Here is a 22,158-nt window from a genome sequence, read left to right as displayed (position 1 = left end):
ATTTTAAACGTCATTCATAATTAAAAATTATATAAATTGGAGTACCCTTTATGAATTTACATGCTCTAAAGATATTCTACACGGTTGCATTGACGGGAAGCGTTACCCAAGCAGCAAGCAAACTTAACATAAGCCAACCGGCCATTACTGCACAGATCAAGAAATTTGAGAAAGAATTAAATGTTGTCTTGTTTGAACCCAAAGGTAGGGGAATAGCACTTACTTCTGTTGGACAAAAACTAATAGATCCGACTAGAAGATTATTTACTTTGGAAGATCAGATCGAGTCTATCATAGAAGATTATCGAAGTCATAAAAGTGGTAAATTACGTGTCGTTGGAACGTATTTGGCAACGAGTTTTCTTATTCCAAGATGGGCCGCCAAATTCAAAAGCAATCATGCAGAAATAGAGGTAACGATTACAACAGCTAATTCGAAGAATGTTCTTGATCAACTTGTGAATTATGCAGCAGATATCGCCATATGTGGAGGAGAACCAAAATTTTACCCCGATGAAGTTGAGTGGGAGGAGCTTTACAAAGACGAAGTTTGGTTTGTGGTCGCCCCTGACCACAAGTATGCGAATCAGCATATCACCTTTAGTCAAATGATGACAGAGCCTTTTATTATGAGGGAGGAAGGAAGCGCGACTAGGGAGAGGTTGTTCGCACTGTGTAAGACCAACATGGTTCAACCACCTAAAGTAGCGCTTCAATTCAGCGGGCTAAACGAGACGATTCATGCTGTAAGCTCCGGTTACGGAGCAAGTTTCATCTCATCTTTAGCAGCCTGTGAATTTGTTAAGCGAGGAGAGCTTGCAAAAGTTTATGTAGAAGAGCTGCCCCCCATCAACACCATTGCATTATGTACGCGTAAACATGAAAAATACGAACCCTTTGTTAAAGAATTTATATCAATGATTCGTGAAAACCTTCCCCTAAATGACGCATTATGAAATAAACATATAGGAGCTGATGAAAGTGGACTTACTATCCGTCTTATCTTTTCTGGGAGTGGCCGTTCTTCTTACTTTAATGCCTGGCCCAGACAATTTGTTTGTTCTTGCACGAGCATTTCACAGGGCAAAAAAGCAGGCATTGCAACGGCGCTTGGGCTATGCTCAGGGCTAATCGTACACGTTACTGCTGCAACACTTGGAATTTCAGCGGTCATTTATCAATCAGCATTAGCATTTTCAATCGTAAAATATGTCGGGGCAGCCTATTTATTGTATTTAGCATGGAAGTCGTTTCGAGAAAAAGAATCCGATCTGACTTTGAATAATCAGAAGTCATTAGACTATCCTTCTTTATACAAAAAGGGAATCTTGATGAACCTGCTAAATCCTAAAGTATCCTTATTTTTCTTGGCATTATTACCTCAATTTGTTGATCAATCAACCGGTTATATCCCCTTACAAATGCTTGTTTTAGGAATTGTTTTTATGCTTCAGGCCATCATCATTTTTATTGTGCTTAGTTTTTTTTCAGGAAAAGTACGTGTGCTTTTATTAAAAAGCCCGTTTATATCTAAGAAATTAAACTATATTCAAGGTTCGTTACTAGGGATTATTAGATTAAATATTGCATTTAGTGAAAAGTAAATCGTTCAATCAAATGTTGAGCAGCTTAAGTGGCTGCTCTATTTTTTGTATGTATGATCACAATGTAAATTCATCCGCTATTTACATTGCCTGCTTCTCGATTTCAGCGAATCGAAAAGGATGATGAGATAGGCACACGGGACAGAACAAAGTAATATTCTACAGTAGTCTATTTTAAAAAGGAGAGCTTGGATGAAAAGGGAATTAACTTTTGATTATATTGTTATTGGCACTGGTCCGGCAGGTGCTGTCATCGCAAAGACTCTTACGGATAATAAAAGAACGTCTGTGCTTGTGTTAGAGGCGGGTGGCAATAACGATAAAGATGAACCAATTAGGGATTCAGTCTTTGCTCCGGAACTTGAGGAAAGGTTTTTCCCCAATTACTTTTGGCAAGGGGAAGGCGTTCCTCAAGCGGGACTTGATGATCGGGTATTCGAATGGACCACGGGCCGCCTTTTGGGTGGCGGATCTTCCATTAACGGAGAGCAGTATGTACGACCGACATCAGCCGTGTTTAAAGAATGGGAAAGGTTGCTTGGTCCTCTTTGGTCCCCCGAGAGGGCAATTCAGCGGTTTAAACGATTAGAAAAGTACAATGGAGAAACCAATAATCCTGCAGCACACGGGTTTCATGGACGGATAGACATCAGGCAAGCACCGGCAGCTCCAACATCCATGGCGGAAAAACTGACTGCCGCGATTGAGCAAGCTACCGGTTTTCCCCGGATTCTTGACTATAATGATCCTGATACTCCTCTGGGTCCCTTTACCCGCTGGCAATTATATCAAAAACCAAATGGTCAAAGGGAAAGTTCTTCAACAGCGTTCCTTTCACCGGATATCATGACGCCGACAGGTCGGGGCGTTCGTAGCCGAAAACTAACCGTTTTCTTTCAAACAACTGCTCTCCGAGTGCTTTTTTCCCGCAAACGTGCAATTGGAGTGGAATTTTTAAAAGAAGGAAAATGCGTCCGGGCTTATTCACGGAAAAAAGTTATTGTTTCAGCAGGAATCAACAGCCCTCAGCTATTAATGTTATCCGGAATCGGGCCGGCTAAATCGCTAAAAGAAGCAGGAATCCCCGTCATCTTTCATAATCCAAACGTAGGGAGAAGGTTGAAAAATCACACCTTAAATTTTGCCGTTTTTACAACCAACCACAATGATCGCGCACTGCCATCCAACGATCCGAGTGCTCTTTATACAGGCGGAGCCTTTTTGCCTAACCCTAATGGAGCAGCTCCAACTCGTCGTTCGGTGCAACTGATCGGTATCGGTTCCGATGGAATGTTAACCTTGGCGATTCTTTTTTTGCGGCCGAAGAGTCGCGGAACGATCAAAATCCAAAATAAGGACCCGCTTAAAATCGTGCTGGCCGATGAAGGATTTCTCGCTGATCCGAATGACATGGAAGCAGTAAAAAACATTTACAAAATATATATAAAGGATATCGCATTGGAACTGGCTCAGATTGATTCCTCTTATCGGCTCATATCGCCAACGCTTGATGTTATAGAGGATGACTTAAAGCTAGAGAAGTTTATTCAGGACAATTTCGATCATAATCATCACCAACAAAGTTTTCTCCGGATGGCCCCATTAAATAAAGGCGGAGTCGTCGATCGCTTAGGAAAGGTACATGGGGTGAAAGATTTAATCGTTGCCGATGCTTCGCTCATTCCATTTACGGTAGACGGCAATACTTCAGCCGCTGCGTTCCTCATTGGTTATACGATTGCCAGGCAATTACGAAAAAAAGCCCCTCACTTACGAAGCATGGAATGGGAAGAAGAATGATTCGATTGCGGAGCAAGCATGTTGGGACGTCTAACTTCCGTCTATTCACTTTATGTAATTGACATCCTGGTTCAAAGCAGCGGTAGTTGCAGGGGGTCCCCACAAAGTAATCGGAATAAGCTGCGAAAGCTTGCTTTACTTCGTGGGGAATGTCTCAATATTGTTAACCTTTCGCAAAACAGTTTTTCCTACCAAGCACCCCTTCGTTCAGGGTTATTGTTTGTTAAAGTCAGCCCAAGAAGGCAATAGACGCTTTCGTTTTCCTTGCAAATGCGATGGGATTGTCGATGGACTCCCAGTGGATATACATTAATCGAGGACTCTCATTCAGCCAGTGATTGTGAAGGGCCGTTACCGTGATACCATTTCTTTGCAGATTGCGAATTAATCGGTTGGCCTGGTTTTGAAACAACGCGGTTTCACCTAAACAGAGTGCGCGTCCCTCCCTATCAAGGGATTCGAACGAAAACAGTTGATAACGAACCAAAGGTGAAGTTGTGCGTCTTCCTAAAATTGTCGCTTTCAGGTTTCTGGACCGGCTGACAAAACAAACGGGTCCTGGATCAATTTCATGTTCCCCGCCTAAAATTGTGGCAAATTGGTTGCATAATCTTTGGAATCGCGGGCTTACTTTTACATTCGCCATGATAAACCTCCTCTTGGTTTTGAGACATTGTATTATCGACTAGAGGAAGGTGTTTATGTGAATGCCTAGGAACACTGATTTTTCGGTTTTTTTTCCCATTCCCGAAGTGAAGAGAAGCTGTCTGCCAGGCTGAAGCCCCGCAGATGTGTTGCCGGCACACGCAGACTCAATGTTGTTGAGGCGCCTTTTACGACACCCCGTTGTATCGGCAACTTGTTTTACTTTCCTGCGAATAATTCAGGATGTCAATGCTGCGGCCTATATTAAAGTTTGCGGCCGAGAGCACCGGAATGCCTCGGTCATTCCAAAAAGAAATGTCGCCTAATCTATCTTCTTTAAAAGCATAAGAAACCGAATAAATGAGATCAGGTTTCAAAGCAAGCACGGCTTCTTTAGATGGCCACAGTTCTGTAAGAATCGGCATCTGAGAGATTTGATCGGCATATATTGAAAAAGACTGATCAAGATAGCCCAGACCAACAGCTTTATCCTTTAGTCCAAATTCAATCATTAGCTCAGCCATGGCTGATCCAATCACTACAACCTTTTTGGGTTCCTTTTCAATCGTTTGTGTCATCTCTTTTCCTTCATCCGTATAAACTGTGATCGAGACGGGATAATGATCGTCGCCACCGTTTCCTGATTTCATGGTTTCGACATTCCTTTCTCCACCATCTTCTATCTCCCTTGCCGGATCAGATGCTGCCTGCGTACACGCTGAACACAATACAATCATCACCATGAGCAATATAACCCCGCTTCTCTACCTGTTGAGGGTGGTTCTCTCCCTATAAAGGGAGCAAAAACAAAAAAACTTCAAACAAACAGAATATATCGTTCAATTCAGAACCATATGTTCTACCTGCTTGAAGCTTTCTGCTATTCCAAACTATTCTGCAGCCTGTGCCGCTCCAAATCCAGTTGGTCGATGCGCTTTAAATATTCGCTGGGATTGCAGCCATAATGCTTGCGAAAGGTCGTCGTGAAATTGCTGGCATTGCTATAGCCGACCGACACAGCCGTTTCCCCCACGTTCAAACGCTCTACTTCCATGTACCAGAGCGCTTTCTCCATCCGTTTTTGACGCACAAGCTCGAAGATCGTCATGCCGAACATTTCACGGAATCCCTTTTTCAGCTTGCATTCATTCATTCCGACCTGCTTGGCTAACTCGCGAATAGACAATGGTTGTTCAACATGGATTTGCACCAGCTCATGGACCCGCTTCAGCTTCGTTATATCATCTCGCCGGAGAGCCATGCTTCCGCCTACCGAACCGTAACCGTCAGACTCGCCAAACAATGCGATAAATTCAAGCGCTTTGCTTTCCATATATAGCCGTTTCATCGTACCTTGGTACGTGCAATGGATTATTTCGGAAACACACTTTTGGATGGCTGGAGTGTCCGGATATCGGTCAATATTTCCACGATGATGTCTGAGCCAGGTTTCCATTTGCTGTTTCTCCGTCAGGTCTCCAGCATAATGCAGCAGTTCGTTCGGAGTCAGCCTTATTTCCAGCAACTGATTTCTGATGCCTGCCTTTTTCTCTTCATATACCTGAACATCCTCCAGGAAAAGCACGTTGCCGGTTTGTTTATCCGTATAGCTTTTCTTGCCGTTCCATTCGCAATAGATCTCGCCGCTTACGCAGTAACTTAGTTCGAACAACTGACAAGCCTCCTGAATATGAAGCTTCATATCTTGTTCGAATGTAATATCCGTTAACATAATCTCCATGCCTGGACGAATCCGCGTCCGTGTAACGCTTCCCTGCCCAATATGCGCAGGAATCGTAAGCCGTTCTTCCCATGTGTGTTGCTGGACACGCCCCTCTACTTTTCGCGTAAATTGATCAAAAAGATCATGAATCTTCATAATATTTAAAGTCATCGTAGACATCACCTTTTGCCGTTTGTATACGATGCATTGTACTCTATCCCGTGATTCACTACAACTTCATATAATATGAAACCTTTCTATACCTCCCACTCGATACCTATTTCTTTAAAAGAAGTTCTGCTTTCAGCTAACCCTTCTTCATCCTTAGATTCAATCATTTTAATTTCTTCTACCGTTAAAACAATGGGTTCTGAGGGTTTTTCTATTTTACGTTGGAAAATGGACTTTAGCAGGTTAATTTGCACTTTTGACATTTCAGAGTCCTCTTGCCATTCGTTTATAGCAGCTTCTATGTCCATTGCTTGTCTTTCTAAGAGAACCCCCCCATTATCAATCATTTCATCAAATTCATCTTGTGAATAGATTCCCTCGCCATCTCCCCAAAAAGCAGTTGTAATCACAGGAACTGTCTCTCCATGAATATCCTCTAACAAATATTGCAGCGTTTCATCTGCGGCTAACTCTTTCACTTCTTCAGGAGAATCCTTAAAGTATTCTAAAGCGTTGTTATACTCTGATACCCGTTCGCTATTATCATTACGAAAGGCGGCTGCTAAGTAGCTGGGATGGAATGTTATTGTTCCCCGTGTGCCAGAACTATCCTGTACGCTATAATTGAAGCCGTCCCAAGATTGTTCGTGAGCAAATTCAGGATAGTGTGCAACGTTGATTGCGTGAGCGATTGAAGCCAATACACACCCTTGCCAAAGTTTCTCTCTATTCCAAGTTATCTTGTTCATCTATCCAATCCCTTTCTAGTCCATATAGGCATGCTTTGTATATGGTTTCACTGATTTTATTTCCAAGGGGTTATACCACACAGCGTCAATGTTATGCTTACATTGATGTTACTTCTTCAATAAGGTTTCAATCAAATGAATTTTATTAGCGTCTTTATCGTTTTTCTTCGTCTTTCGATATCCATCCATTGAAGATCTTTTGTAGACTTTCAAGTATTGTTCTAAGTTCAGCAACTTATAACATGTCCCTTCATGGTTTACTATCTCAATTGCTTCTAAATCAATACCAGCAAATTCTCTTAGTTCTTCGAATCTTGCAAATGCGATCCGATAATTGTCTTTAACGAACTCATGTTCTTCTAAATTTATTAATTGATATCCGTCGCTCTCCATTTTTGTCTTAAACTCATCCCATTGCGAGGCTAAGAATACCTCTGGTATAAGCACATCAATATCTTCTGGAGAAAACTCAATTCCAGTTAAAATCTCAAGACCTAACGAACCGTAAAGTAATGGTGTAATATGAAAATCTTTGTTTAGTTTATGGGCAGTATTTATAAAGGAATTGAAAATAGTCTGATTCATAAAATATCCTCTTTCTAATGTTTTAGTGATTTCATACAACTTTGTCTTTTGCACGTTTTATAGGTTTGCTTGATCTTGGTCGACTCCCCATTGAATGGCGTTTGAGAATCGAACAATTTATTCGAATGTTCAACAGGGCTTTCTTATGTTACATAATTTGGTTATTCAATAGGGCCTGAAATGAAATAATACATTCCTATATTATAAGGTGTTATGAAAAAACACCTCTAGCCTTTTCATGAATGTTTTAGCGGCTAAACTTAAATATTTATCATTTCGATAAAATATCTCTAAATCTCTAATAGGTGAGCCCTTGATTGGAATTGCACGAATGCCTAACGATTGAAAACTTTCAATCAATTGACTTGGTTGAATTGTAGCCCCGATTCCTTCTTTCACAAGCTGAAACAAAGAAGTAGCTGATCCTGTTTCCATAATTGCCTCGATAGATACCTCTTGTTCTTCGCACCATGTATCAATTAATTCACGTCCATAGAAACCCTTAGGATACATAACTAAGGGAATATTGCTCAAATCTGTAGGAGAAATAATATCCTGCTCGGCTAGTTCATGTTCTTTATGAACATAAAGACTATATGTTTCCGTATAAAAAGGGATACGATTCAAACGACTATCAGGTTTAATTGCTAAGCCGACCCCAATATCAACTTCATTGTCTAACACTTTATTTACAATATCAATCGATGGGATGACTTGAACTTTAGTATTAGGGAACTCTTTATGGAAATCAATTAGTAAGGATGTCAGACGATAATCAAGATCGGACGGTAATACGGCAACACGTAAGTGCCCAGCATTTAAATCTGTAAGATCAGAGATGGCTTGTTTAGCATTTTCGAGCTGTTGAACCACTTCTAAGGCATAGCGTTCAAGGATAACTCCAGCCTCGGTTTTTACCGTCTTTTTTCCTACTCGATCAAACAGGGGTACTCCAACCTCATCTTCTAATACACGTATTTGCTGACTTAATGTTGGTTGGGAAATTCCAAGTTTATATGCGGCTTCAGAAAAATGAAGTTCCTTGCATAACATGAGAAAATATTGTAATTGCCTAAATTCCATTGATTATCCCCCTTTCATCATAGATATTACCTATTATTATTATATAAAATATAGTATTGAACTATTTCAAATCCAATAGTACACTACATTCAACGATAAGGGAAGGAGGTAACCTACGTGCATTTTATCTATCTTGTAGTGGTCATCTTTTTTATTTCATTGAACTTAAGACCGTCGATTACATCTGTTGGGCCTTTACTCGACGTTATACAAACAGATTTAGGAATGAGCGGAGTTACAGCTAGTTTAATTACCACACTTTCTGTTTTTTGTATGGGGCTATTTGCTCTTTTATCCATCAAATTAAGTGTTCGTTTAGGCATTGAAAAATCTTTATTTGTAGCAATGCTTTTGATCTTTGTCGCAACATTCTTTCGGGCATTCATTAACAGCAGTGTACTCTTACTCGCTACAGCATTATGTTCTGGTATTGGGATCGGTATTACCGGGCCATTAATTTCAGGATTTATAAAGAAGTATTTCCCTGAAAAACTTAGTGTAACAAGCGTTTATTCTGTCTCCATGGTAATTGGTGCAGCGATTGCATCTAGCTTATCTGTACCGTTGTTCCAAAAATTGAAGGGCTCCTGGCAGCATGCATTAAGTTTCTGGAGTATTTTAGCTTTTATCGCCGCTTTATCACTTCTTCCCCTTTTAAGAAAAGGAAAAACGAATAAAACGGTGATAGCTATTCCGTCTTTACGTATAACGAATAAACGTGTTTATTTGTTTATGTTATTTTTTGGTTGCATGGCAGCTATTTTTTATTCTATAACAGCTTGGTTAGCACCGCTTGTACAATCAATGGGTATAAGCCATTCTCAATCCGGTTTCATTCTCACTTTATTTACAGCTATACAAATACCTGTAAGTTTTTTAATGCCCGTACTCGTTAGCAAAATAGGTGGTAGAAAAACTTGGTTACTTGTATGTAGTCTGTCGGAATTAATAGGAATTGGCTTGTTAATGGGACATTCTCTTCCGTGGATAGCTACTATATTTTTAGGAATTGGAGCTGGTGGTCTTTTTCCTTTAGCTCTACTCATTCCTATTGAAGAGGCTAATAGTGAGGAAGAAGCAACATCATGGTCTGCTATGATGCAATTTGGAGGATTTATGTTTGGATCCCTTGGCCCTATGTTATTCGGTCTCACTGCAGATGTTTTTGACAACTTTACTCCTGCCTTGATAGTCATAATGGGTACTGCATTTTTAATGATTTTTACTATTTTTAAGATAGGAAACAAAATATCACCTATTAAATAAATGCTGGGAAATACAGCCCTTCAGCTTTTAACTCACTATCATCTCGTGCTGTTGTCCTCATTGGTAAGCATCATATTAATTGTGGGACATTGTAGAAGATACGCTGAGTAATATCGTATTGCCCAGTATTCTATCTGGACAGCATTAGCTGTCGAAGACATAGGTGCTTCGTTACAACACTATAATCCACTTATTGACGATGCGATTAAAAAAGCATGGCAAATACCTCAATCTTGTAATCTAAGAGCACAAATGCCATTTGGTGGGATAGCCTCTAAACCAAAAGAAAAAGGTTTTATTCCAGATGAAAATCGAATTAAAGTATTTAGAAAGTAAAGTAATTGAAATAAGGGAACCAAGGGCTCCATCTTTCAAAACAAAGCTTTAATCCTCGTGCGTATCCGTAGGAAGAGAAGAACCTGAGGCGATAGCTTCTAGTTTCTTCTTCTTTCTTTTCACTTCATCTTACTAACAAATTGAGTTACATTTTTTAAATAATTTTCGTCAGAAAGATAGCAATTTTGAGATAATCGTCATAGGACGATTGTGAGTTCAACAAGTCTAAAACTTTACTATCATATTTTTCTACCTGTTCTATCTCTTTTTCGGAGTACCCTTCTTTTTCCAAACTTTTTTTGTATTGTATTTTCCTTGAGCAATCCAATTTATAGCAGGCGAGACAAGAATGCTGAAAGCAATATTTCTATCCTCTTTTACGACTTTCGGAATAACCCAGCCCCCTTGGCTTGCACCCCATAAACCGATGCGTTCACTATCAATCGTAGGTAAAGTTTTAGCCCAATTTATGGCGTGAATAACTTCTTGTGCACGCTCCTCCATGCTTTGTTCTAGCCAATTGCCTTCTGATCCATCAATGCCTTTACTTTACACGTCATAAAATGCCAATTCGGTTCTTTAAAGAAAAGTCCACTTATAAAGTTATAGTTTGATTTTTCGATATAAAATCCCATCTTTTCATATAAATGAATCGCATTTTTATTATTGTCAGACACATATAAAGTTAATCTCTCAAATTCAGCATGATTAAGAACGAAATCTTTAGACCATGCGAGAAGTAATCTACCAATTCCTTTATTGCGGTAACTGGAGTGGATCGCAATGTGGAGGCTACCGCGCACCCACCATAGCTTTCCGTCTCGACCCATTTTTCAATTGCGACCTTGCCGTTGTCATACTTGCAATCTTGAGAATAGTAATTCTTGATGTAGGTTCTTCCATCAAGACAGTACCTTTCTGTCTTATAAATAATTTTGTTGTAACACGTTGCTGCCTCTGTATTACTAGGCAAGCTGATGAAGATCATAGATGCGCCCATAACAATAGTAACTAATTCAATTAATTTCGACATAAATTTCACCTACTTTAACATGTATATTCTACACGAAATTACTATTTCCCCCTACTAAGGTAAATGTATTAATAATTATTCAGGATGTGGATATCACATCAAACTCCAAACCCCTGATGTATCAATGTCAATTCAATGGCAAAAGAGCCGTGGGATGCTTTCCCAACGGCTCTTCGACTGTACCGGCGAACCGGTTCGGCTCCAGTATACACCAAAACAAACTAAATAGCCCTGCACAATAAGCAGGGCATGCAATAAAGGTCGTCCATGAGCACTGGCCTAAGAAGATACGGCCTAATTCGGATCTTTTAAATAAAACACGAACTTAATATGATTACCAACAAAATGAACAGAACCAAGATTACACCCGTAGAAGTAAAAAGACCACCGACTCCACCACATCCAACGCCTCCAACAACTCCACTCATGCGAGCAACCTCCTTTCGCTAGGTACATACTCATAGTATTAGTGTTGCTGTCGTTGTGCCTCGGCTTATATCCCATACGAGAATAATTAGGCATTTCCCGTTGTAAGGACCGCCTTCTTTTCTTTACCATTCCACTCTGCCTTTGCCGCCGTGCAATACGTGAAACCGTCGAACCATGTTCACATTGCCATTCAGCCAAATTTGCGCACTGCCGCGTGTCGCAAACAAGAAGGCGCTGGCAGGTAAGCGATAAGCGTGCACTTGCTCCCTGAACTCCATCACCATATGACGAACATCCATGACGTTAATTACCGCATGATTCCACAATAGTATATGATCTTTAACATTCAACTCACCGTGTCAATCCCTTTCCTCAATATCCCTCATGCTGCTCACGGCCAAGATGTCACCGTCGCGGCCGCTGTTTACATTATAAATGATAATAATTCTCATTAATAGCACATTCAATCCAGCTGACTGTTGGAAGAGCCGATCCGCCCGATATGTTGGTTTATGAGTTCTAGTTTATATATACTTATACAAGGAAGTCTTCACCATCCGAGAAGAAATTCACGGCTCATTTTGCAAGATTTGTAGAAACGCTTGGCACTTGTACGGCAAGCCCATTCTATCGAAAACAGGCGGTATGTTTGAATATACGATACAGGAGTGGTTACATATGATCAAACTTAAGGATATCGGCAGTTTCGATACTCTCCCCGTAATTGCGATGCACATTCATGAAGGAAATGTTCCAGCGCTGCGCGAAGCGCTTGCCAATGGTTGGGATATCGAACAAGGTATCGCGCTAAGCCAGTACACCACATTGAGTCCCTTAGATATTGCACTCCTTTCAGAACAGATGGAAGTCCTGAAGCTGCTAGTCGAGCATGGGGTTCATTTGAATGCCAACAATAATCCCTCCTTTTTGACTGCCGTACGCTATTGCGGAGAAGAGATCGTCCGTTATGTCGCGGCTCACGGAGCTAAGCTGAACGCGCTCAACAATGTCCAATCAGGTGCCTACGAACAGGCCTATTATGGAAATGAAAAGAACATCCCTCTTATTCATGAGCTTGGCTTGGATATTAAAAAGCATGGCGGTAAAACGCTGAGAACAGCGGTTGATAAACATGACTTAAAAACAGTCTCATTCTTTTTGGAGCATGGCGTAGATATTAACTTCAACGAACCGGATATGGTATATCCGTATAAAGCCACTCCCTTAACGGTTGCAGCAAGAAATGGCGATCTTGCGATGGTCAAATACCTGGTTGAACACGGTGCAGATGTCACTATCCCGGAAAAAGATGGAGAACGGGCTTATACGATTGCGATAAGAAGCAAGAACACGGCTATGGCCGAATATTTGAAATCATTGGAGCCACCTGCATTTCATGATCTGGAAAATAAACGGTATGCGCTGAAAAACTATAAGCTGCCCCAAGACCTCATGACTTTCCTGACGGGAGACAAACTGCGCATTGATTTGCCGGAGAACGATTATAGCATTGAATATGTCGAATTTTTCACGTTTACCGATACGATTGAGATGAAAGCCGGGCGGCAAAAACTGTTGCGGCTGTCTGCGGAAGTGGACAACTACTCGGATATCCTAATTGTCTGGAATCCGAAGCACAAATGTGTAGGCTATTATGATGAGGAGCACAGGGACTATGCGGATCTGTGCAGCTTTGAAGAATTCCTTGCACATCCTGAAGTGTATCTGGTAAAGATTCTTGAGGGAGAACTTTAGTTATAGGACTATCCCTTCTAGGTCGATTAAAACTTATTATGTATCGAGAGAGCGGCTGAACAAAATGCTAATTTTGTCAGCCGCTCTTCGTTTTTTACGCTGCAAGAAACTTGCCTTGGTGTTAATAAATTTTTAAGGAGTGTACTGAAATTGTTTCGTTGTATTGGGTTTAATTACTAGCGTATATTTAAGATATAAGCAAACATCTATATGATGACAGGAAGGAATGGAGCAAGGTGGTTACATACAAAAAAAAGGAACTTACAGACATTTTGGAAGGTACTAAGGCTTGGCCTCATTTTTATCGCGCTGCTCTTTTCGATTGCGTATGGGTTCAAGTTCGTCACCGGGCAGGGAAAAGTTTCGAATTTGGTCATTCCGCTTTCTTTAACGTTGTCTGTTGTTTTCAGTTTGAAGGTGTTCGATCGCAGGCCGTTAAGCGATATTGGAATAACAGTAAAAGGTATTATAAATTTGCTGTATGGCGTTGTCCTTGGTTTTGCCTGCATGCTTTTGCTTGGCTTGCAAATGATTCTCACGGGAGAAATGGAAGCGAGCTTTTTATCAACGATCGATACGTCACTTCTCCTGCCTAATTTGATCCTGTGTATCTTAGTCGGAACGGGCGAGGAAGTGTTATTCAGAGGATATTTGTTTACGACTATCCGGCAGACGAGCAATACTTGGGTTGCCGCTTTCGTCTCTTCAGCATTGTTCATGTGTATGCACTTGGTGAATCCGCAGTATCATTTATTTGCCTTTATTATGGCCTTTGCCGCTGGGTTGATGTTCATCTATATGTTCGTCAGAACAGGCAGCCTCTGGCTCGCTATCGGATTCCATATTTCATGGAATTACTTTCAGACAATTTTCAGTTTCCCCTACACGGGCGGCATGATAGGGAATGTGATCGTTGTCGCGCTGAACTTTTTTATCGTATGGCTGTGTACCAGTAAGCTGAATTCTTCCAAGCGTACAGAATTGAATTTATAAATTTATTCATAAGTCACCTATTTAAATCGTTTTGGGGTGGTTTCTGATAACGTTTCAATATTCGCACCCCTCACTGGCTTAAGGCAGCCAATCTGGGGGGCCGTCAGATTTATTCCATAATTTATTTTTCCTGTATCAACTTGGATATTTTCAATTTAATATCCGTAAACTTCGACTTCTGCCCACCTGCGAAGAGCATTTTCCCTCCTTGCTTCCGAAATCAATCAGCTTCTTTGCTCAAGCGTGAAGACCAACGAAATAACCGAGCGTAATAAAAATCAGGCACCAGGCGAATGCGCCCAGCCCAGAAATCAGCAGATATTTTTTATAGCCCATCCCGGTGATTCCAGAGAAATAGCAAGTCAAATGCCGAGGGCCAGAAGCAGATATAATGCTGCATATCCATATTGAGAAATCGCTTCGTAGATCCATTCCGTGGTATTCCACCTCTACTTAGACTTTCACTTAAACCGCAGGAACAGTCCTGCCTGTGTATGGGTTTCTCTGGTAAACTCCTCGGGCGGGCCAAGGAGCCGACAGGCCCCGTGAATAACGGTATTAGCTGAAGGGCCTAACTTCTCGAATTACTTTCAACTTCAAATGTATTTCCAATGATTCATTTCATCTCTTTCAATATTTTGGGAGGTTGTTGAGCTTGCCTGACAAGCTTTCCCCCGTCAAAATGTCTTCCATATTTCTTAATTACTTCTTCGATTTCTATGTCATTAGGAATCTGGTTCGAGATTCTCCATGTTAAAAAATATGCTTGCACTTTACCGCTATAAAACACCCATCCAAAAAATCTCATTGCAAACTTGTGTACACCTTTGGTTTTAAAATGATTCATTGATTTCCCATCTTTCCATACAGTTACGGTCTGACCAATTCCTCCTTGAAGTTCTCCTGAGAGTTCGGCATATAATAAAGATTCATTCTTAGTAAGTTGTTTCTTTACTATTTCATTAATAATTCCATTGATGATTATTCTGAAAATATTGAATTTTTCTCCACGTGTTACTGATATGATTGCAGTTTCCGTCAATTGTACCTCCCTATCCCCTAATGTAAACTTCGCTCCGTACTTATTGTTTGGATCTGGATGTTTTAACCACACCTTCATCGAAAACACCCCCATATATTTCTTCTCAATAGCGTTAAGTGCCACAAGTGTATAACAGTTAAAAGGAAATTGCTCAACAAGACTTGAGTATATCTAAAACGAACGAGATTAATGGGAGAGGATGGAGTGTCTAATAAAAATCCATGAGATGAGAAGAGAAGAAATCTGAAGAAGCAGCCATTGTATTTTCAAACGATATCCTTAATCAAATTAATTCCATATCTTTCTGCGAAGAACATACCTTTGTCGAACGTGAAGAGATCGTATTTTGTATATATTGCTGATGCGATAATTAATGAATCAGGGGCTTTTACGATTCGTTTCATTTCTTTTGTATGCACCACAAAAACAAATATGCCCCGCAGCCGATTGCTCGGCATGCGAGGCACCAATTATGAGAGAGTCCTATATTGGAGAGAAAGCCATTAACTACAGAGCAGCGGCTTGCGGAGCAAACCCGGCCTTATACGGCCTCCTGCTGCCCTTCCTTCGGTTCAGGAGCCATTTTCTTCGCCAAAAATACAGCTACGAAAATCGCCGTAATCCCGCCAACGAGCTTCCCGACAATCATCGGGAAAATCATTTCTTTCGCTACCCCAGCCGTAAAGCCGAGGTGATCGCCGAACACGAATGCAGCGGACACGGCAAAAGCCACGTTGATGACCTTGCCCCGCGCATCCATGTCTTTCATCATGCCGAACATCGGAATGACGTTGGCAAGCGTAGCCACCAAGCCCGCTGCTGCGATTTCGTTCATGCCAAGCATCTTGCCCAGCTTCATGAGCGGCTTGTTGAACACCTTCGTAATGACGAATACCATTGCAAAGGCACCTGCCAACACTATGGAAATATCGCCAACAATTTTAATTCCTTCTTCAATAGGCGCAAGCCCCGGAATGATTGTGATATCCGTTAGCTGCTGCGCGATGCCAACCGCGAGTCCGAGTGTCGCTACGATAACAATGAACTGTCCAAAGATCGTGAAGCCCTTGATCATGCCCTGCGGGAATTTCCACAAGCCCAGTGCGATAAGTACTGCGAACAATATGATCGGCACCAAGTTGGACAAAATCATCGAGATCGAATAACCAGCCACCAATCCCCCGATCAAGCAACCGAGTGGAATCGTGACGATACCAGCCAATACGCCTGTAGCCAAATACTTCTGATCTTCCTTCTTGATAATGCCAAGCGCAACCGGAATGATGAATACAATAGTAGGTCCAAGCATAGCCCCTAGAATCGTACCCGCGAATAAGCCAGCTTCCGGAGTCTGCGCCAACTCCTGTGCCAGTGAGAATCCGCCCATATCATTTGCTAGCAGCGTAGTAGCAAACATGGCAGGGTCAGCTCCTAGCGCGCTGTACAATGGAACGACAATCGGGCTTAACAACTTGGCCAGTACCGGCGATAGGGAGATGATCCCCACCATGGCCAGCGTGAGCGAACCCATGGCCATAATCCCCTCATCGAATTGGTGGCCCAACCCGAACTTGTACCCGATGCACTTGTCGATGGCACCGAGAATCATGAAAATAACCATGCCGTATATGATGATTTCATTAATCTCCACGAACGTGCTCCTCCATTCTTTCACTATGTGATCAAAAGCGAACTTTTTAACTTTCTTCCGGTATAGCGTTCAAAAAGGTCGGTTTTCAGCACCGAGAAGCTTGCGTGAACTCGAAGCGTATGCTTCCGAAGCGAGTTTTACTTTGTAAAACTTGTAAGGAGCAGCGCAGTGTAGGCGAGACTACATGAGCAGCGGACTTCAAGAGTGAGCGCAAGATTCGATGCCGAGTTGCTTCCAGTGTCACTTCGTGATCAAAAGCGAGCTTTTTGAACTACCTATCGGAAGTGTTGTTTGATTTCCTCGGTCGGGGAAGGTATCACGGTATGATGCACAATCCGCTTTTGATCCATGGAGGATACGAACACCTTCATCCCCTGCTCGACATCGCTGACGCTTCCCGTGAACACGGCAAGGAACTTGCCGCCAATCGCCATGCCGAGGTTCATTTTTTTCACATGAATATCACACTGCTTCAGAGCCTCATTCAATGCAAAAATACCGGAAGACACCGTAGATGTCTCCACTATTCCAAGCGCGTCCACAGGCTGAGAAGAATTAGCTCGCTTCAACCCCTCTACGATGTCAGGATGCACGCCGTGCAATTCAAAATCGCTGATTCGGAATTCGCCCGCATCCGCCCTTGCTGCATCCATCGCTGCCTGCACGTCTGCGGTGTCGCCGCTCATCATGATGAGGAACTTGCCCGGGCAAATCGGCTTCATATGATGCACGTTGACTGGAGAAGTCTTCAGCATGCGGTCTGCTGTCTCATATCCTTTGCTTATGCTGCGCAGCTCAACAACACCAATCGCACTAATCATGGGCCACCTCGATGGAATCGACGATGCCGACAATGACTGCGTCAACAGGCACATCCGAATTGGCAAACGATGCTCTGGCAGCGCTTCCTGTCGTCACGAGCACGGTATCTCCAATGCCTGCTCCCGCGTTATCCGCAGCGACGAAGTAGTCGCGTTGAACAGGTTCATCGTTATACGATAACGGCTTGACCACCAGGAAGGTCAGACCGTTCAGCTTGTTGTCTTTGCGGGTAGCCCATAGGCTTCCCGTAACTTGTCCCACGATCATAGCTTCACCCCGCCGTTATCTTCTGTGCACTTGCATCTGCTGCATGCGCAAATAATCCTGAGCGAGCGGCGTTATAATGCTGTGCCGATCAATTACAATCTCTTTCCCGTTTTGGAGACGGTATTTTTTCAGTTCCGCTTCGGTAATGACTTTACGATTCAACACTTCCGGGTGGAGCGGTGCATCAACAGATTCGCTACTTCTATCAACCTGAGTAACAGCCGTAGCCCGGCCATCCTCCATACAAGTAGTAAGCAATTCCTGTTCTTTGACCACCCGGATGCCGTAGCTGTTCAGCCTGTCCGCAAATTCGTCGTACAGCTTGTACAATAAGACAGGTGCTGTCGACTTGTATTTGCGATAAAGCAGTCCTTCCTCGATGGCAACAACCTTCCGCCCCTTCAACAGCATCGTCAGCACGAACCGTTCACGCGGGCCTGCGCTTATACCGTTAGCGAGGTTGGACAACAGTTGAAGGCACAGCTTCGGAATGATCAGCACATCGCAATCTCTAAGCGATTCGTCGTAATAACGCACCTCATAGTGCTGATCCAGCATGCTCTCCAGTTCCGGTACCGGTGACACAGTCAAAAGGACCGCTTGCTTCTTGGGAACGGTCGGTTCGTCCGTCTGTCCCTGCCCCAACCGTTTGATCACTTCAGTCGTAACGGCTTCAATGATCGCAGCCCGATCCAGAGCTTCTATGTTCATTTTTTCACGCTCCTAAACCTAGATGCTCTTCTTCAAAATTTTCCCCTTCGTCCCTTTAGCAAAGCCGCATGCGTTAGCCTCGTCATAGTCGATATGCATATATGTTTCATAATTGGAGCTGACTCGAACCAGCACATCGTCGAAAATGAGAGGTCGCTTGCCGTACACTTTGACCTGTACGATTTCGCCGTTCTTCACGTTGTATTTCTCTGCGTCTTCCGCCTTCACGTGAATATGCCGCTGAGCTGCGATTAATCCTCGCTCCAACCGAATCATATTGCTGCCCGAAGCAATCACGATGCCCGGAGTTCCTTCCAGCTTGCCGCTTTCTTTCACGGGAACAGGTACTCCCAACACGACTGCATCCGTATGCGAAACCTCTACCTGCGATTCCTTGCGTTCAGGACCAAGCACGACGACATTATGCAGAGAGCCTTTAGGCCCGATCAGCGTAACGCGCTCTTTGCATGCATATTGTCCCGGCTGGGAAAGATCCTTTGCTTTCATCAATTGATAGCCTTCGCCAAACAATGCATCAATCGCCTCGCGGTTCAAATGCACATGCTTGCCGGATGCTTCAATCTCGATGCAGGCCTCATCCTGCACTCGCTTGACCACTTCATTGATAATGCTTTCTACCAATTCGTTATCCACTATGCTCACCTCATCAGTTGTACTGTCCAACACGGATGCGGAACATGATAATCCAGAACAAGGAGGACAGTCGGTTCAGCGTCCGAATGATATCTTCGCGCTCTGCTTCTCCGTGTTCTTTTTTGAAGGCTTGGTAAGCCAACAGCTCCGTCTCCCTTGTCAATGTGCGTAACGCATTTATGACAACAACCGCTTCGCCCATATCATAGCTGGGTTGAAAATGTTCCAATCCAAAGTATTTCTTGGGAAAATGGGACTGCTCCCGCAGCTCCTTAGCTGTCATCCCAAGCAAATGAAACTCTTCAATGCTTTCATTCAGCACTTCGCACCGTACGATTCGCCGCACGAATTGCAAGATTTCTTCCAAATCATCGACCAGCTTGGTCATGTTCAGCTTGAAGCAGCTGATTTGTGCTTCCAATAATTTCGTTTCCAATGAATCCAGCTTGCCGCGGAATAATATCCGGGGATGATCTTTAAATACAAGCATATTTCCATACAAATGCGTCATATGCTCCGGTTTCGTTTCCAAAAATCCGCCATATAGCGTACGAAACCGTTTCTTTCCTTCAGATGTGGGTTCAACATCCAGGTTTTTCGTAATTTGAAGCTTGACTTCCTTCTTAGGCGCCGGTGTTTCCACCGTATCTACATCTGCCCCAGGTTCAGGAGCTTTCACATATCGAAGCTCAATCTGATGATCGGTCAAAAAGCTCTTGGCCGATGGCGTCAGAATCGTCCCTGCTGCCGTCTCATAAACGGCAACATCCTTCAAATTCTGATTTCGAAAATGCTTGCGCAGTTCGCTTTCCGTAATCACAGCCATGTTCTCACATCCTTCTAGTGCGAATGCGTGTTCAACTACTTCTCGTTGCGCGATCATCCTGCCCGCTACGGCCAAGGTAAATCGCGATAGTCGGGAAGTGGAATGCGGGCCTGAGCCCGCACCCTTCTTCCGTCCTAATCGTTAGGCTTGTCCGGAATCCGTAATTATTCTACTGTCTTTGTCTTAGGCAAGATTGCGTCTACTTCCGAATGCGGTCTTGGAATCACATGAACGGACAACAATTCGCCGACACGCTCTGCTGCTGCTGCGCCTGCATCTGTAGCTGCTTTAACAGCGCCAACGTCGCCGCGAACCATAACGGTTACGAGGCCTGCACCGATTTGCTCTTTACCGATCAATGTAACGTTAGCTGCTTTCACCATTGCGTCTGCTGCTTCGATTGCACCTACCAAACCTTTTGTTTCCACCATTCCCAATGCGTTTGCGTTTGCCATGATAAAATTCCTCCTAGTAATTAGTTAATTTGTTTATGATAAATGTTTGAGTACACGTTGGTTGTGAGACTATGAAACTACGAACTTACATTTTTTCGAGAATACGAGCTACGATCATGCCGATCAACTGTTCTTTGTCTCCAAGATCGATGCTTGCCAATTTATCTTGCGCTGCTGGCTGCTCCTGCTCCACCAAGTCTTCCATTTCTCTTAGTCCATATGCGACTCTGCGAATATTGAGCAAATTGAGTGGGCTGATGTTGTCGGATGTCGAGCTTCCGCCAACCGCGCCGCATCCCAGCGTAAGCGCCGGTGCGATTGCTGTCGTTGCGCCGATGCCGCCAAGTGTACCCGGCGTATTGACCAACAAGCGGGATACAGGTTTTTTCAAAGCGAACTGGCGGACGATCTCTTCATTTTCGGAGTGAATGACCATTGTATGGCCGGCACCCTCTCCATTCAGAATCTCGATGCAGCGCTCGCATGCCGCTTCCCAGCTGTCTTCTGTGTAGAAAGCCAGAATCGGAGCCAGCTTCTCGCGTGAATACGGAACTTTTGGACCGACACGTGTTTCTTCCGCAATCAGCACGCGTGTACCCGCTGGAATGTCCAGGTTCGCCAGCTTCGCGATATGCTCCACGCTGCGGCCAACGATTTGCGGGTTCATCGTGCCATTGGCCCGCATAATGAATTTGCCAAGCTGTGCAGACTCCTCTGCGGAGAGGAAATACGCTCCCTGCTTCTTGAATTCAGCCACAACCGCATCCTTGCTGCACGCTTCAACCACGACGGACTGTTCTGATGCGCAAATCGTGCCGTTGTCGAACGTCTTGGAATCCATAATGCGCTTGACTGCAAGCGGAATATTCGCGCTCTTCTCGATAAAGGCAGGGCCGTTGCCCGGACCAACGCCGATCGCTGGCGTACCGGATGAATAAGCGGCTTTGACCATCGCCGTTCCGCCGGTAGCGAGAATCAAGGCAACATCGTTGTGCTTCATCAATTGATCCGTTCCTTGAATCGTCGGAACCGTCATGACGCCAATGGCACCCTCTGGACATCCTGCTTGCACAGCTGCTTCGCTAATGACCTTCACCGTTTCTAAAATACTCTTAAGCGCATTTGGATGCGGGGAGAATACAATACTGTTCCCAGCCTTAAGCGCAATGAGCGCTTTATAGATAACCGTCGATGTTGGGTTCGTGGAAGGAATCAGGCCCGCAATGACGCCGACAGGCACTGCGACTTCCATCACTTTGTGCACTTTATCTTCGTTCAGAACGCCGACCGTCTTCATATCCTTGATCGACTCATACACTTGCTTTGAAGCAAATGCATTCTTGACGATCTTGTCCTGCCAACGGCCAAAGCCTGTTTCCTCATTGGCCATCTTCGCGAGCTTCTCACGGTGTTCATATCCAGCATCGGCGACTGCTTTTACGATTGCGTCGATCTGCTCCTGCGTCATCGCGGCCAGCGTGACTTGCGCCTCTTTGGCCTTCTTGATCAGATCACGGACTTCTTGAATGGATCTTAGGTCTTTATCCAATGTTTCCAT

At 43.5% G+C, this 22,158-nt stretch carries 24 protein-coding genes and 2 pseudogenes; 7 read left to right on the top strand and 19 right to left on the bottom strand.

The genetic code is table 11. The features are described 5' to 3' along the window. The first annotated feature begins 50 nt into the window (after nucleotides 1-50). The 3 genes and pseudogenes from LQV63_RS23845 (at nucleotide 51) to LQV63_RS23835 (ending at nucleotide 3,404) form a co-directional block, all read left to right on the top strand. Complete coding sequence (locus LQV63_RS23845) at nucleotides 51-956, top strand: LysR family transcriptional regulator (RefSeq protein WP_233698567.1); 906 nt, start codon at nucleotides 51-53, stop codon at nucleotides 954-956. 25 nt (nucleotides 957-981) lie between these two features. Beyond that, nucleotides 982-1,604, top strand: a pseudogene (locus LQV63_RS23840) (LysE family translocator). A 192-nt stretch (nucleotides 1,605-1,796) separates the two neighbouring features. Beyond that, a complete protein-coding gene (locus LQV63_RS23835) occupies nucleotides 1,797-3,404 on the top strand; it encodes a GMC family oxidoreductase (RefSeq protein WP_233698566.1) in 1,608 nt (535 codons plus the stop codon). 229 nt (nucleotides 3,405-3,633) lie between these two features. Here the strand turns inward: LQV63_RS23835 and LQV63_RS23830 are convergent, their stop codons facing one another. From LQV63_RS23830 to LQV63_RS23805, 6 genes are all read right to left on the bottom strand, one after another. Further along, on the bottom strand, nucleotides 3,634-4,050 hold the full coding sequence (locus tag LQV63_RS23830; RefSeq protein WP_233698565.1) for a DUF1259 domain-containing protein: 417 nt from the start codon (nucleotides 4,048-4,050) through the stop codon (nucleotides 3,634-3,636). 187 nt (nucleotides 4,051-4,237) lie between these two features. Beyond that, nucleotides 4,238-4,792: a TroA family protein gene (locus LQV63_RS23825; RefSeq protein WP_233698564.1), complete on the bottom strand. Its 555-nt coding sequence runs from the start codon at nucleotides 4,790-4,792 to the stop codon at nucleotides 4,238-4,240. Nucleotides 4,793-4,929: 137 nt separating this feature from the next. After that, nucleotides 4,930-5,943 (bottom strand): AraC family transcriptional regulator, encoded by a 1,014-nt coding sequence (locus tag LQV63_RS23820; RefSeq protein WP_233698563.1) that lies wholly within the window; start codon nucleotides 5,941-5,943, stop codon nucleotides 4,930-4,932. An 86-nt stretch (nucleotides 5,944-6,029) separates the two neighbouring features. Beyond that, nucleotides 6,030-6,692, bottom strand: a complete 663-nt coding sequence (locus tag LQV63_RS23815; protein ID WP_233698562.1) for a hypothetical protein — start codon at nucleotides 6,690-6,692, stop codon at nucleotides 6,030-6,032. Nucleotides 6,693-6,800: 108 nt separating this feature from the next. Beyond that, the gene (locus LQV63_RS23810) at nucleotides 6,801-7,277 is read right to left on the bottom strand and encodes a hypothetical protein (RefSeq protein WP_233698561.1); all 477 of its coding nucleotides are present in this window, start codon (nucleotides 7,275-7,277) and stop codon (nucleotides 6,801-6,803) included. A 201-nt stretch (nucleotides 7,278-7,478) separates the two neighbouring features. Then, nucleotides 7,479-8,360, bottom strand: coding sequence for a LysR substrate-binding domain-containing protein (locus LQV63_RS23805; protein ID WP_233698560.1), 882 nt, complete (start codon nucleotides 8,358-8,360; stop codon nucleotides 7,479-7,481). 117 nt (nucleotides 8,361-8,477) lie between these two features. Between LQV63_RS23805 and LQV63_RS23800 the strand changes: the two genes are divergently transcribed. Together LQV63_RS23800 and LQV63_RS23795 are read left to right on the top strand one after the other, a co-directional pair. Beyond that, a complete protein-coding gene (locus LQV63_RS23800) occupies nucleotides 8,478-9,626 on the top strand; it encodes an MFS transporter (RefSeq protein WP_233698559.1) in 1,149 nt (382 codons plus the stop codon). Further along, nucleotides 9,626-9,962 (top strand): annotated as a pseudogene (locus LQV63_RS23795) (nitroreductase family protein); the annotation flags it as partial. The gene LQV63_RS23800 and the pseudogene LQV63_RS23795, both read left to right, overlap by 1 nt. Nucleotides 9,963-10,220: 258 nt before the next feature. On the opposite strand, the gene LQV63_RS23790 reads toward LQV63_RS23795, so the two are convergent. From LQV63_RS23790 to LQV63_RS23780, 3 genes are all read right to left on the bottom strand, one after another. Beyond that, the gene (locus LQV63_RS23790) at nucleotides 10,221-10,466 is read right to left on the bottom strand and encodes an alpha/beta hydrolase family protein (RefSeq protein ID WP_233698558.1); all 246 of its coding nucleotides are present in this window, start codon (nucleotides 10,464-10,466) and stop codon (nucleotides 10,221-10,223) included. Between the two features lie 8 nt (nucleotides 10,467-10,474). Next, nucleotides 10,475-10,792 carry a GNAT family N-acetyltransferase gene (locus LQV63_RS23785; RefSeq protein WP_233698557.1) on the bottom strand — a complete coding sequence of 106 codons (318 nt, stop codon included), beginning with the start codon at nucleotides 10,790-10,792 and terminating at the stop codon, nucleotides 10,475-10,477. Nucleotides 10,793-11,546: 754 nt separating this feature from the next. After that, nucleotides 11,547-11,774: a hypothetical protein gene (locus tag LQV63_RS23780; RefSeq protein ID WP_233698556.1), complete on the bottom strand. Its 228-nt coding sequence runs from the start codon at nucleotides 11,772-11,774 to the stop codon at nucleotides 11,547-11,549. Nucleotides 11,775-12,102: 328 nt separating this feature from the next. Here LQV63_RS23780 and LQV63_RS23775 point away from each other — a divergent pair, with 328 nt between their 5' ends. Beyond that, entirely contained in the window at nucleotides 12,103-13,179 is a 1,077-nt protein-coding gene (locus LQV63_RS23775) for an ankyrin repeat domain-containing protein (protein ID WP_233698555.1), read from the top strand. A gap of 210 nt (nucleotides 13,180-13,389) precedes the next feature. After that, nucleotides 13,390-14,172, top strand: a complete 783-nt coding sequence (locus tag LQV63_RS23770) for a CPBP family intramembrane glutamic endopeptidase (RefSeq protein ID WP_233698554.1) — start codon at nucleotides 13,390-13,392, stop codon at nucleotides 14,170-14,172. A gap of 237 nt (nucleotides 14,173-14,409) precedes the next feature. Here the strand turns inward: LQV63_RS23770 and LQV63_RS23765 are convergent, their stop codons facing one another. The 10 genes from LQV63_RS23765 to LQV63_RS23720 form a co-directional block, all read right to left on the bottom strand. Further along, complete coding sequence (locus LQV63_RS23765; RefSeq protein ID WP_233698553.1) at nucleotides 14,410-14,604, bottom strand: VTT domain-containing protein; 195 nt, start codon at nucleotides 14,602-14,604, stop codon at nucleotides 14,410-14,412. Between the two features lie 184 nt (nucleotides 14,605-14,788). Further along, a complete protein-coding gene (locus tag LQV63_RS23760; protein WP_233698552.1) occupies nucleotides 14,789-15,292 on the bottom strand; it encodes a hypothetical protein in 504 nt (167 codons plus the stop codon). Nucleotides 15,293-15,755: 463 nt separating this feature from the next. Further along, complete coding sequence (eutH, locus tag LQV63_RS23755; RefSeq protein ID WP_019420795.1) at nucleotides 15,756-16,865, bottom strand: ethanolamine utilization protein EutH; 1,110 nt, start codon at nucleotides 16,863-16,865, stop codon at nucleotides 15,756-15,758. A gap of 275 nt (nucleotides 16,866-17,140) precedes the next feature. Next, nucleotides 17,141-17,686 carry a BMC domain-containing protein gene (locus tag LQV63_RS23750; RefSeq protein WP_233698551.1) on the bottom strand — a complete coding sequence of 182 codons (546 nt, stop codon included), beginning with the start codon at nucleotides 17,684-17,686 and terminating at the stop codon, nucleotides 17,141-17,143. Further along, on the bottom strand, nucleotides 17,679-17,954 hold the full coding sequence (locus LQV63_RS23745; RefSeq protein ID WP_019420793.1) for a EutN/CcmL family microcompartment protein: 276 nt from the start codon (nucleotides 17,952-17,954) through the stop codon (nucleotides 17,679-17,681). Before LQV63_RS23745 ends, LQV63_RS23750 begins: the two co-directional genes overlap by 8 nt. A 15-nt stretch (nucleotides 17,955-17,969) precedes the next feature. Continuing rightward, entirely contained in the window at nucleotides 17,970-18,665 is a 696-nt protein-coding gene (locus LQV63_RS23740) for a hypothetical protein (RefSeq protein WP_019420792.1), read from the bottom strand. Nucleotides 18,666-18,683: 18 nt separating this feature from the next. Further along, nucleotides 18,684-19,319, bottom strand: a complete 636-nt coding sequence (eutD, locus tag LQV63_RS23735) for an ethanolamine utilization phosphate acetyltransferase EutD (RefSeq protein WP_019420791.1) — start codon at nucleotides 19,317-19,319, stop codon at nucleotides 18,684-18,686. 13 nt (nucleotides 19,320-19,332) lie between these two features. Next, nucleotides 19,333-20,145 (bottom strand): ethanolamine corrinoid cobalamin adenosyltransferase, encoded by an 813-nt coding sequence (locus tag LQV63_RS23730; protein WP_019420790.1) that lies wholly within the window; start codon nucleotides 20,143-20,145, stop codon nucleotides 19,333-19,335. A gap of 164 nt (nucleotides 20,146-20,309) precedes the next feature. Continuing rightward, entirely contained in the window at nucleotides 20,310-20,600 is a 291-nt protein-coding gene (locus LQV63_RS23725) for a BMC domain-containing protein (RefSeq protein ID WP_005549798.1), read from the bottom strand. An 85-nt stretch (nucleotides 20,601-20,685) separates the two neighbouring features. Beyond that, nucleotides 20,686-22,158: an acetaldehyde dehydrogenase (acetylating) gene (locus tag LQV63_RS23720; RefSeq protein WP_233698550.1), complete on the bottom strand. Its 1,473-nt coding sequence runs from the start codon at nucleotides 22,156-22,158 to the stop codon at nucleotides 20,686-20,688.

It is taken from the genome of Paenibacillus profundus, from assembly GCF_021369635.1.
In the GTDB taxonomy this organism is placed as follows: Bacteria; Bacillota; Bacilli; order Paenibacillales; family Paenibacillaceae; genus Paenibacillus_B; species Paenibacillus_B profundus.
The sequence above is the reverse complement of the archived record's forward strand: the minus strand, read 5'-3'. Positions and strand labels throughout refer to the sequence as shown.

Excerpts from the sequence above, each read along its gene's own strand:
- LQV63_RS23845 (WP_233698567.1), top strand. The coding sequence starts at position 51 with ATGAATTTACATGCTCTAAAGATATTCTACACGGTTGCATTGACGGGA.
- LQV63_RS23835 (WP_233698566.1), top strand. The coding sequence starts at position 1,797 with ATGAAAAGGGAATTAACTTTTGATTATATTGTTATTGGCACTGGTCCG.
- LQV63_RS23830 (WP_233698565.1), bottom strand. The coding sequence starts at position 4,050 with ATGGCGAATGTAAAAGTAAGCCCGCGATTCCAAAGATTATGCAACCAA.
- LQV63_RS23825 (WP_233698564.1), bottom strand. The coding sequence starts at position 4,792 with ATGGTGATGATTGTATTGTGTTCAGCGTGTACGCAGGCAGCATCTGAT.
- LQV63_RS23820 (WP_233698563.1), bottom strand. The coding sequence starts at position 5,943 with ATGACTTTAAATATTATGAAGATTCATGATCTTTTTGATCAATTTACG.
- LQV63_RS23815 (WP_233698562.1), bottom strand. The coding sequence starts at position 6,692 with ATGAACAAGATAACTTGGAATAGAGAGAAACTTTGGCAAGGGTGTGTA.
- LQV63_RS23810 (WP_233698561.1), bottom strand. The coding sequence starts at position 7,277 with ATGAATCAGACTATTTTCAATTCCTTTATAAATACTGCCCATAAACTA.
- LQV63_RS23805 (WP_233698560.1), bottom strand. The coding sequence starts at position 8,360 with ATGGAATTTAGGCAATTACAATATTTTCTCATGTTATGCAAGGAACTT.
- LQV63_RS23790 (WP_233698558.1), bottom strand. The coding sequence starts at position 10,466 with ATGGAGGAGCGTGCACAAGAAGTTATTCACGCCATAAATTGGGCTAAA.
- LQV63_RS23785 (WP_233698557.1), bottom strand. The coding sequence starts at position 10,792 with ATGGGTCGAGACGGAAAGCTATGGTGGGTGCGCGGTAGCCTCCACATT.
- LQV63_RS23775 (WP_233698555.1), top strand. The coding sequence starts at position 12,103 with ATGATCAAACTTAAGGATATCGGCAGTTTCGATACTCTCCCCGTAATT.
- LQV63_RS23770 (WP_233698554.1), top strand. The coding sequence starts at position 13,390 with ATGATGACAGGAAGGAATGGAGCAAGGTGGTTACATACAAAAAAAAGG.
- LQV63_RS23765 (WP_233698553.1), bottom strand. The coding sequence starts at position 14,604 with ATGGATCTACGAAGCGATTTCTCAATATGGATATGCAGCATTATATCT.
- LQV63_RS23760 (WP_233698552.1), bottom strand. The coding sequence starts at position 15,292 with ATGAAGGTGTGGTTAAAACATCCAGATCCAAACAATAAGTACGGAGCG.
- LQV63_RS23750 (WP_233698551.1), bottom strand. The coding sequence starts at position 17,686 with ATGATTAGTGCGATTGGTGTTGTTGAGCTGCGCAGCATAAGCAAAGGA.
- LQV63_RS23745 (WP_019420793.1), bottom strand. The coding sequence starts at position 17,954 with ATGATCGTGGGACAAGTTACGGGAAGCCTATGGGCTACCCGCAAAGAC.
- LQV63_RS23740 (WP_019420792.1), bottom strand. The coding sequence starts at position 18,665 with ATGAACATAGAAGCTCTGGATCGGGCTGCGATCATTGAAGCCGTTACG.
- LQV63_RS23730 (WP_019420790.1), bottom strand. The coding sequence starts at position 20,145 with ATGGCTGTGATTACGGAAAGCGAACTGCGCAAGCATTTTCGAAATCAG.
- LQV63_RS23725 (WP_005549798.1), bottom strand. The coding sequence starts at position 20,600 with ATGGCAAACGCAAACGCATTGGGAATGGTGGAAACAAAAGGTTTGGTA.
- LQV63_RS23720 (WP_233698550.1), bottom strand. The coding sequence starts at position 22,158 with ATGGAAACATTGGATAAAGACCTAAGATCCATTCAAGAAGTCCGTGAT.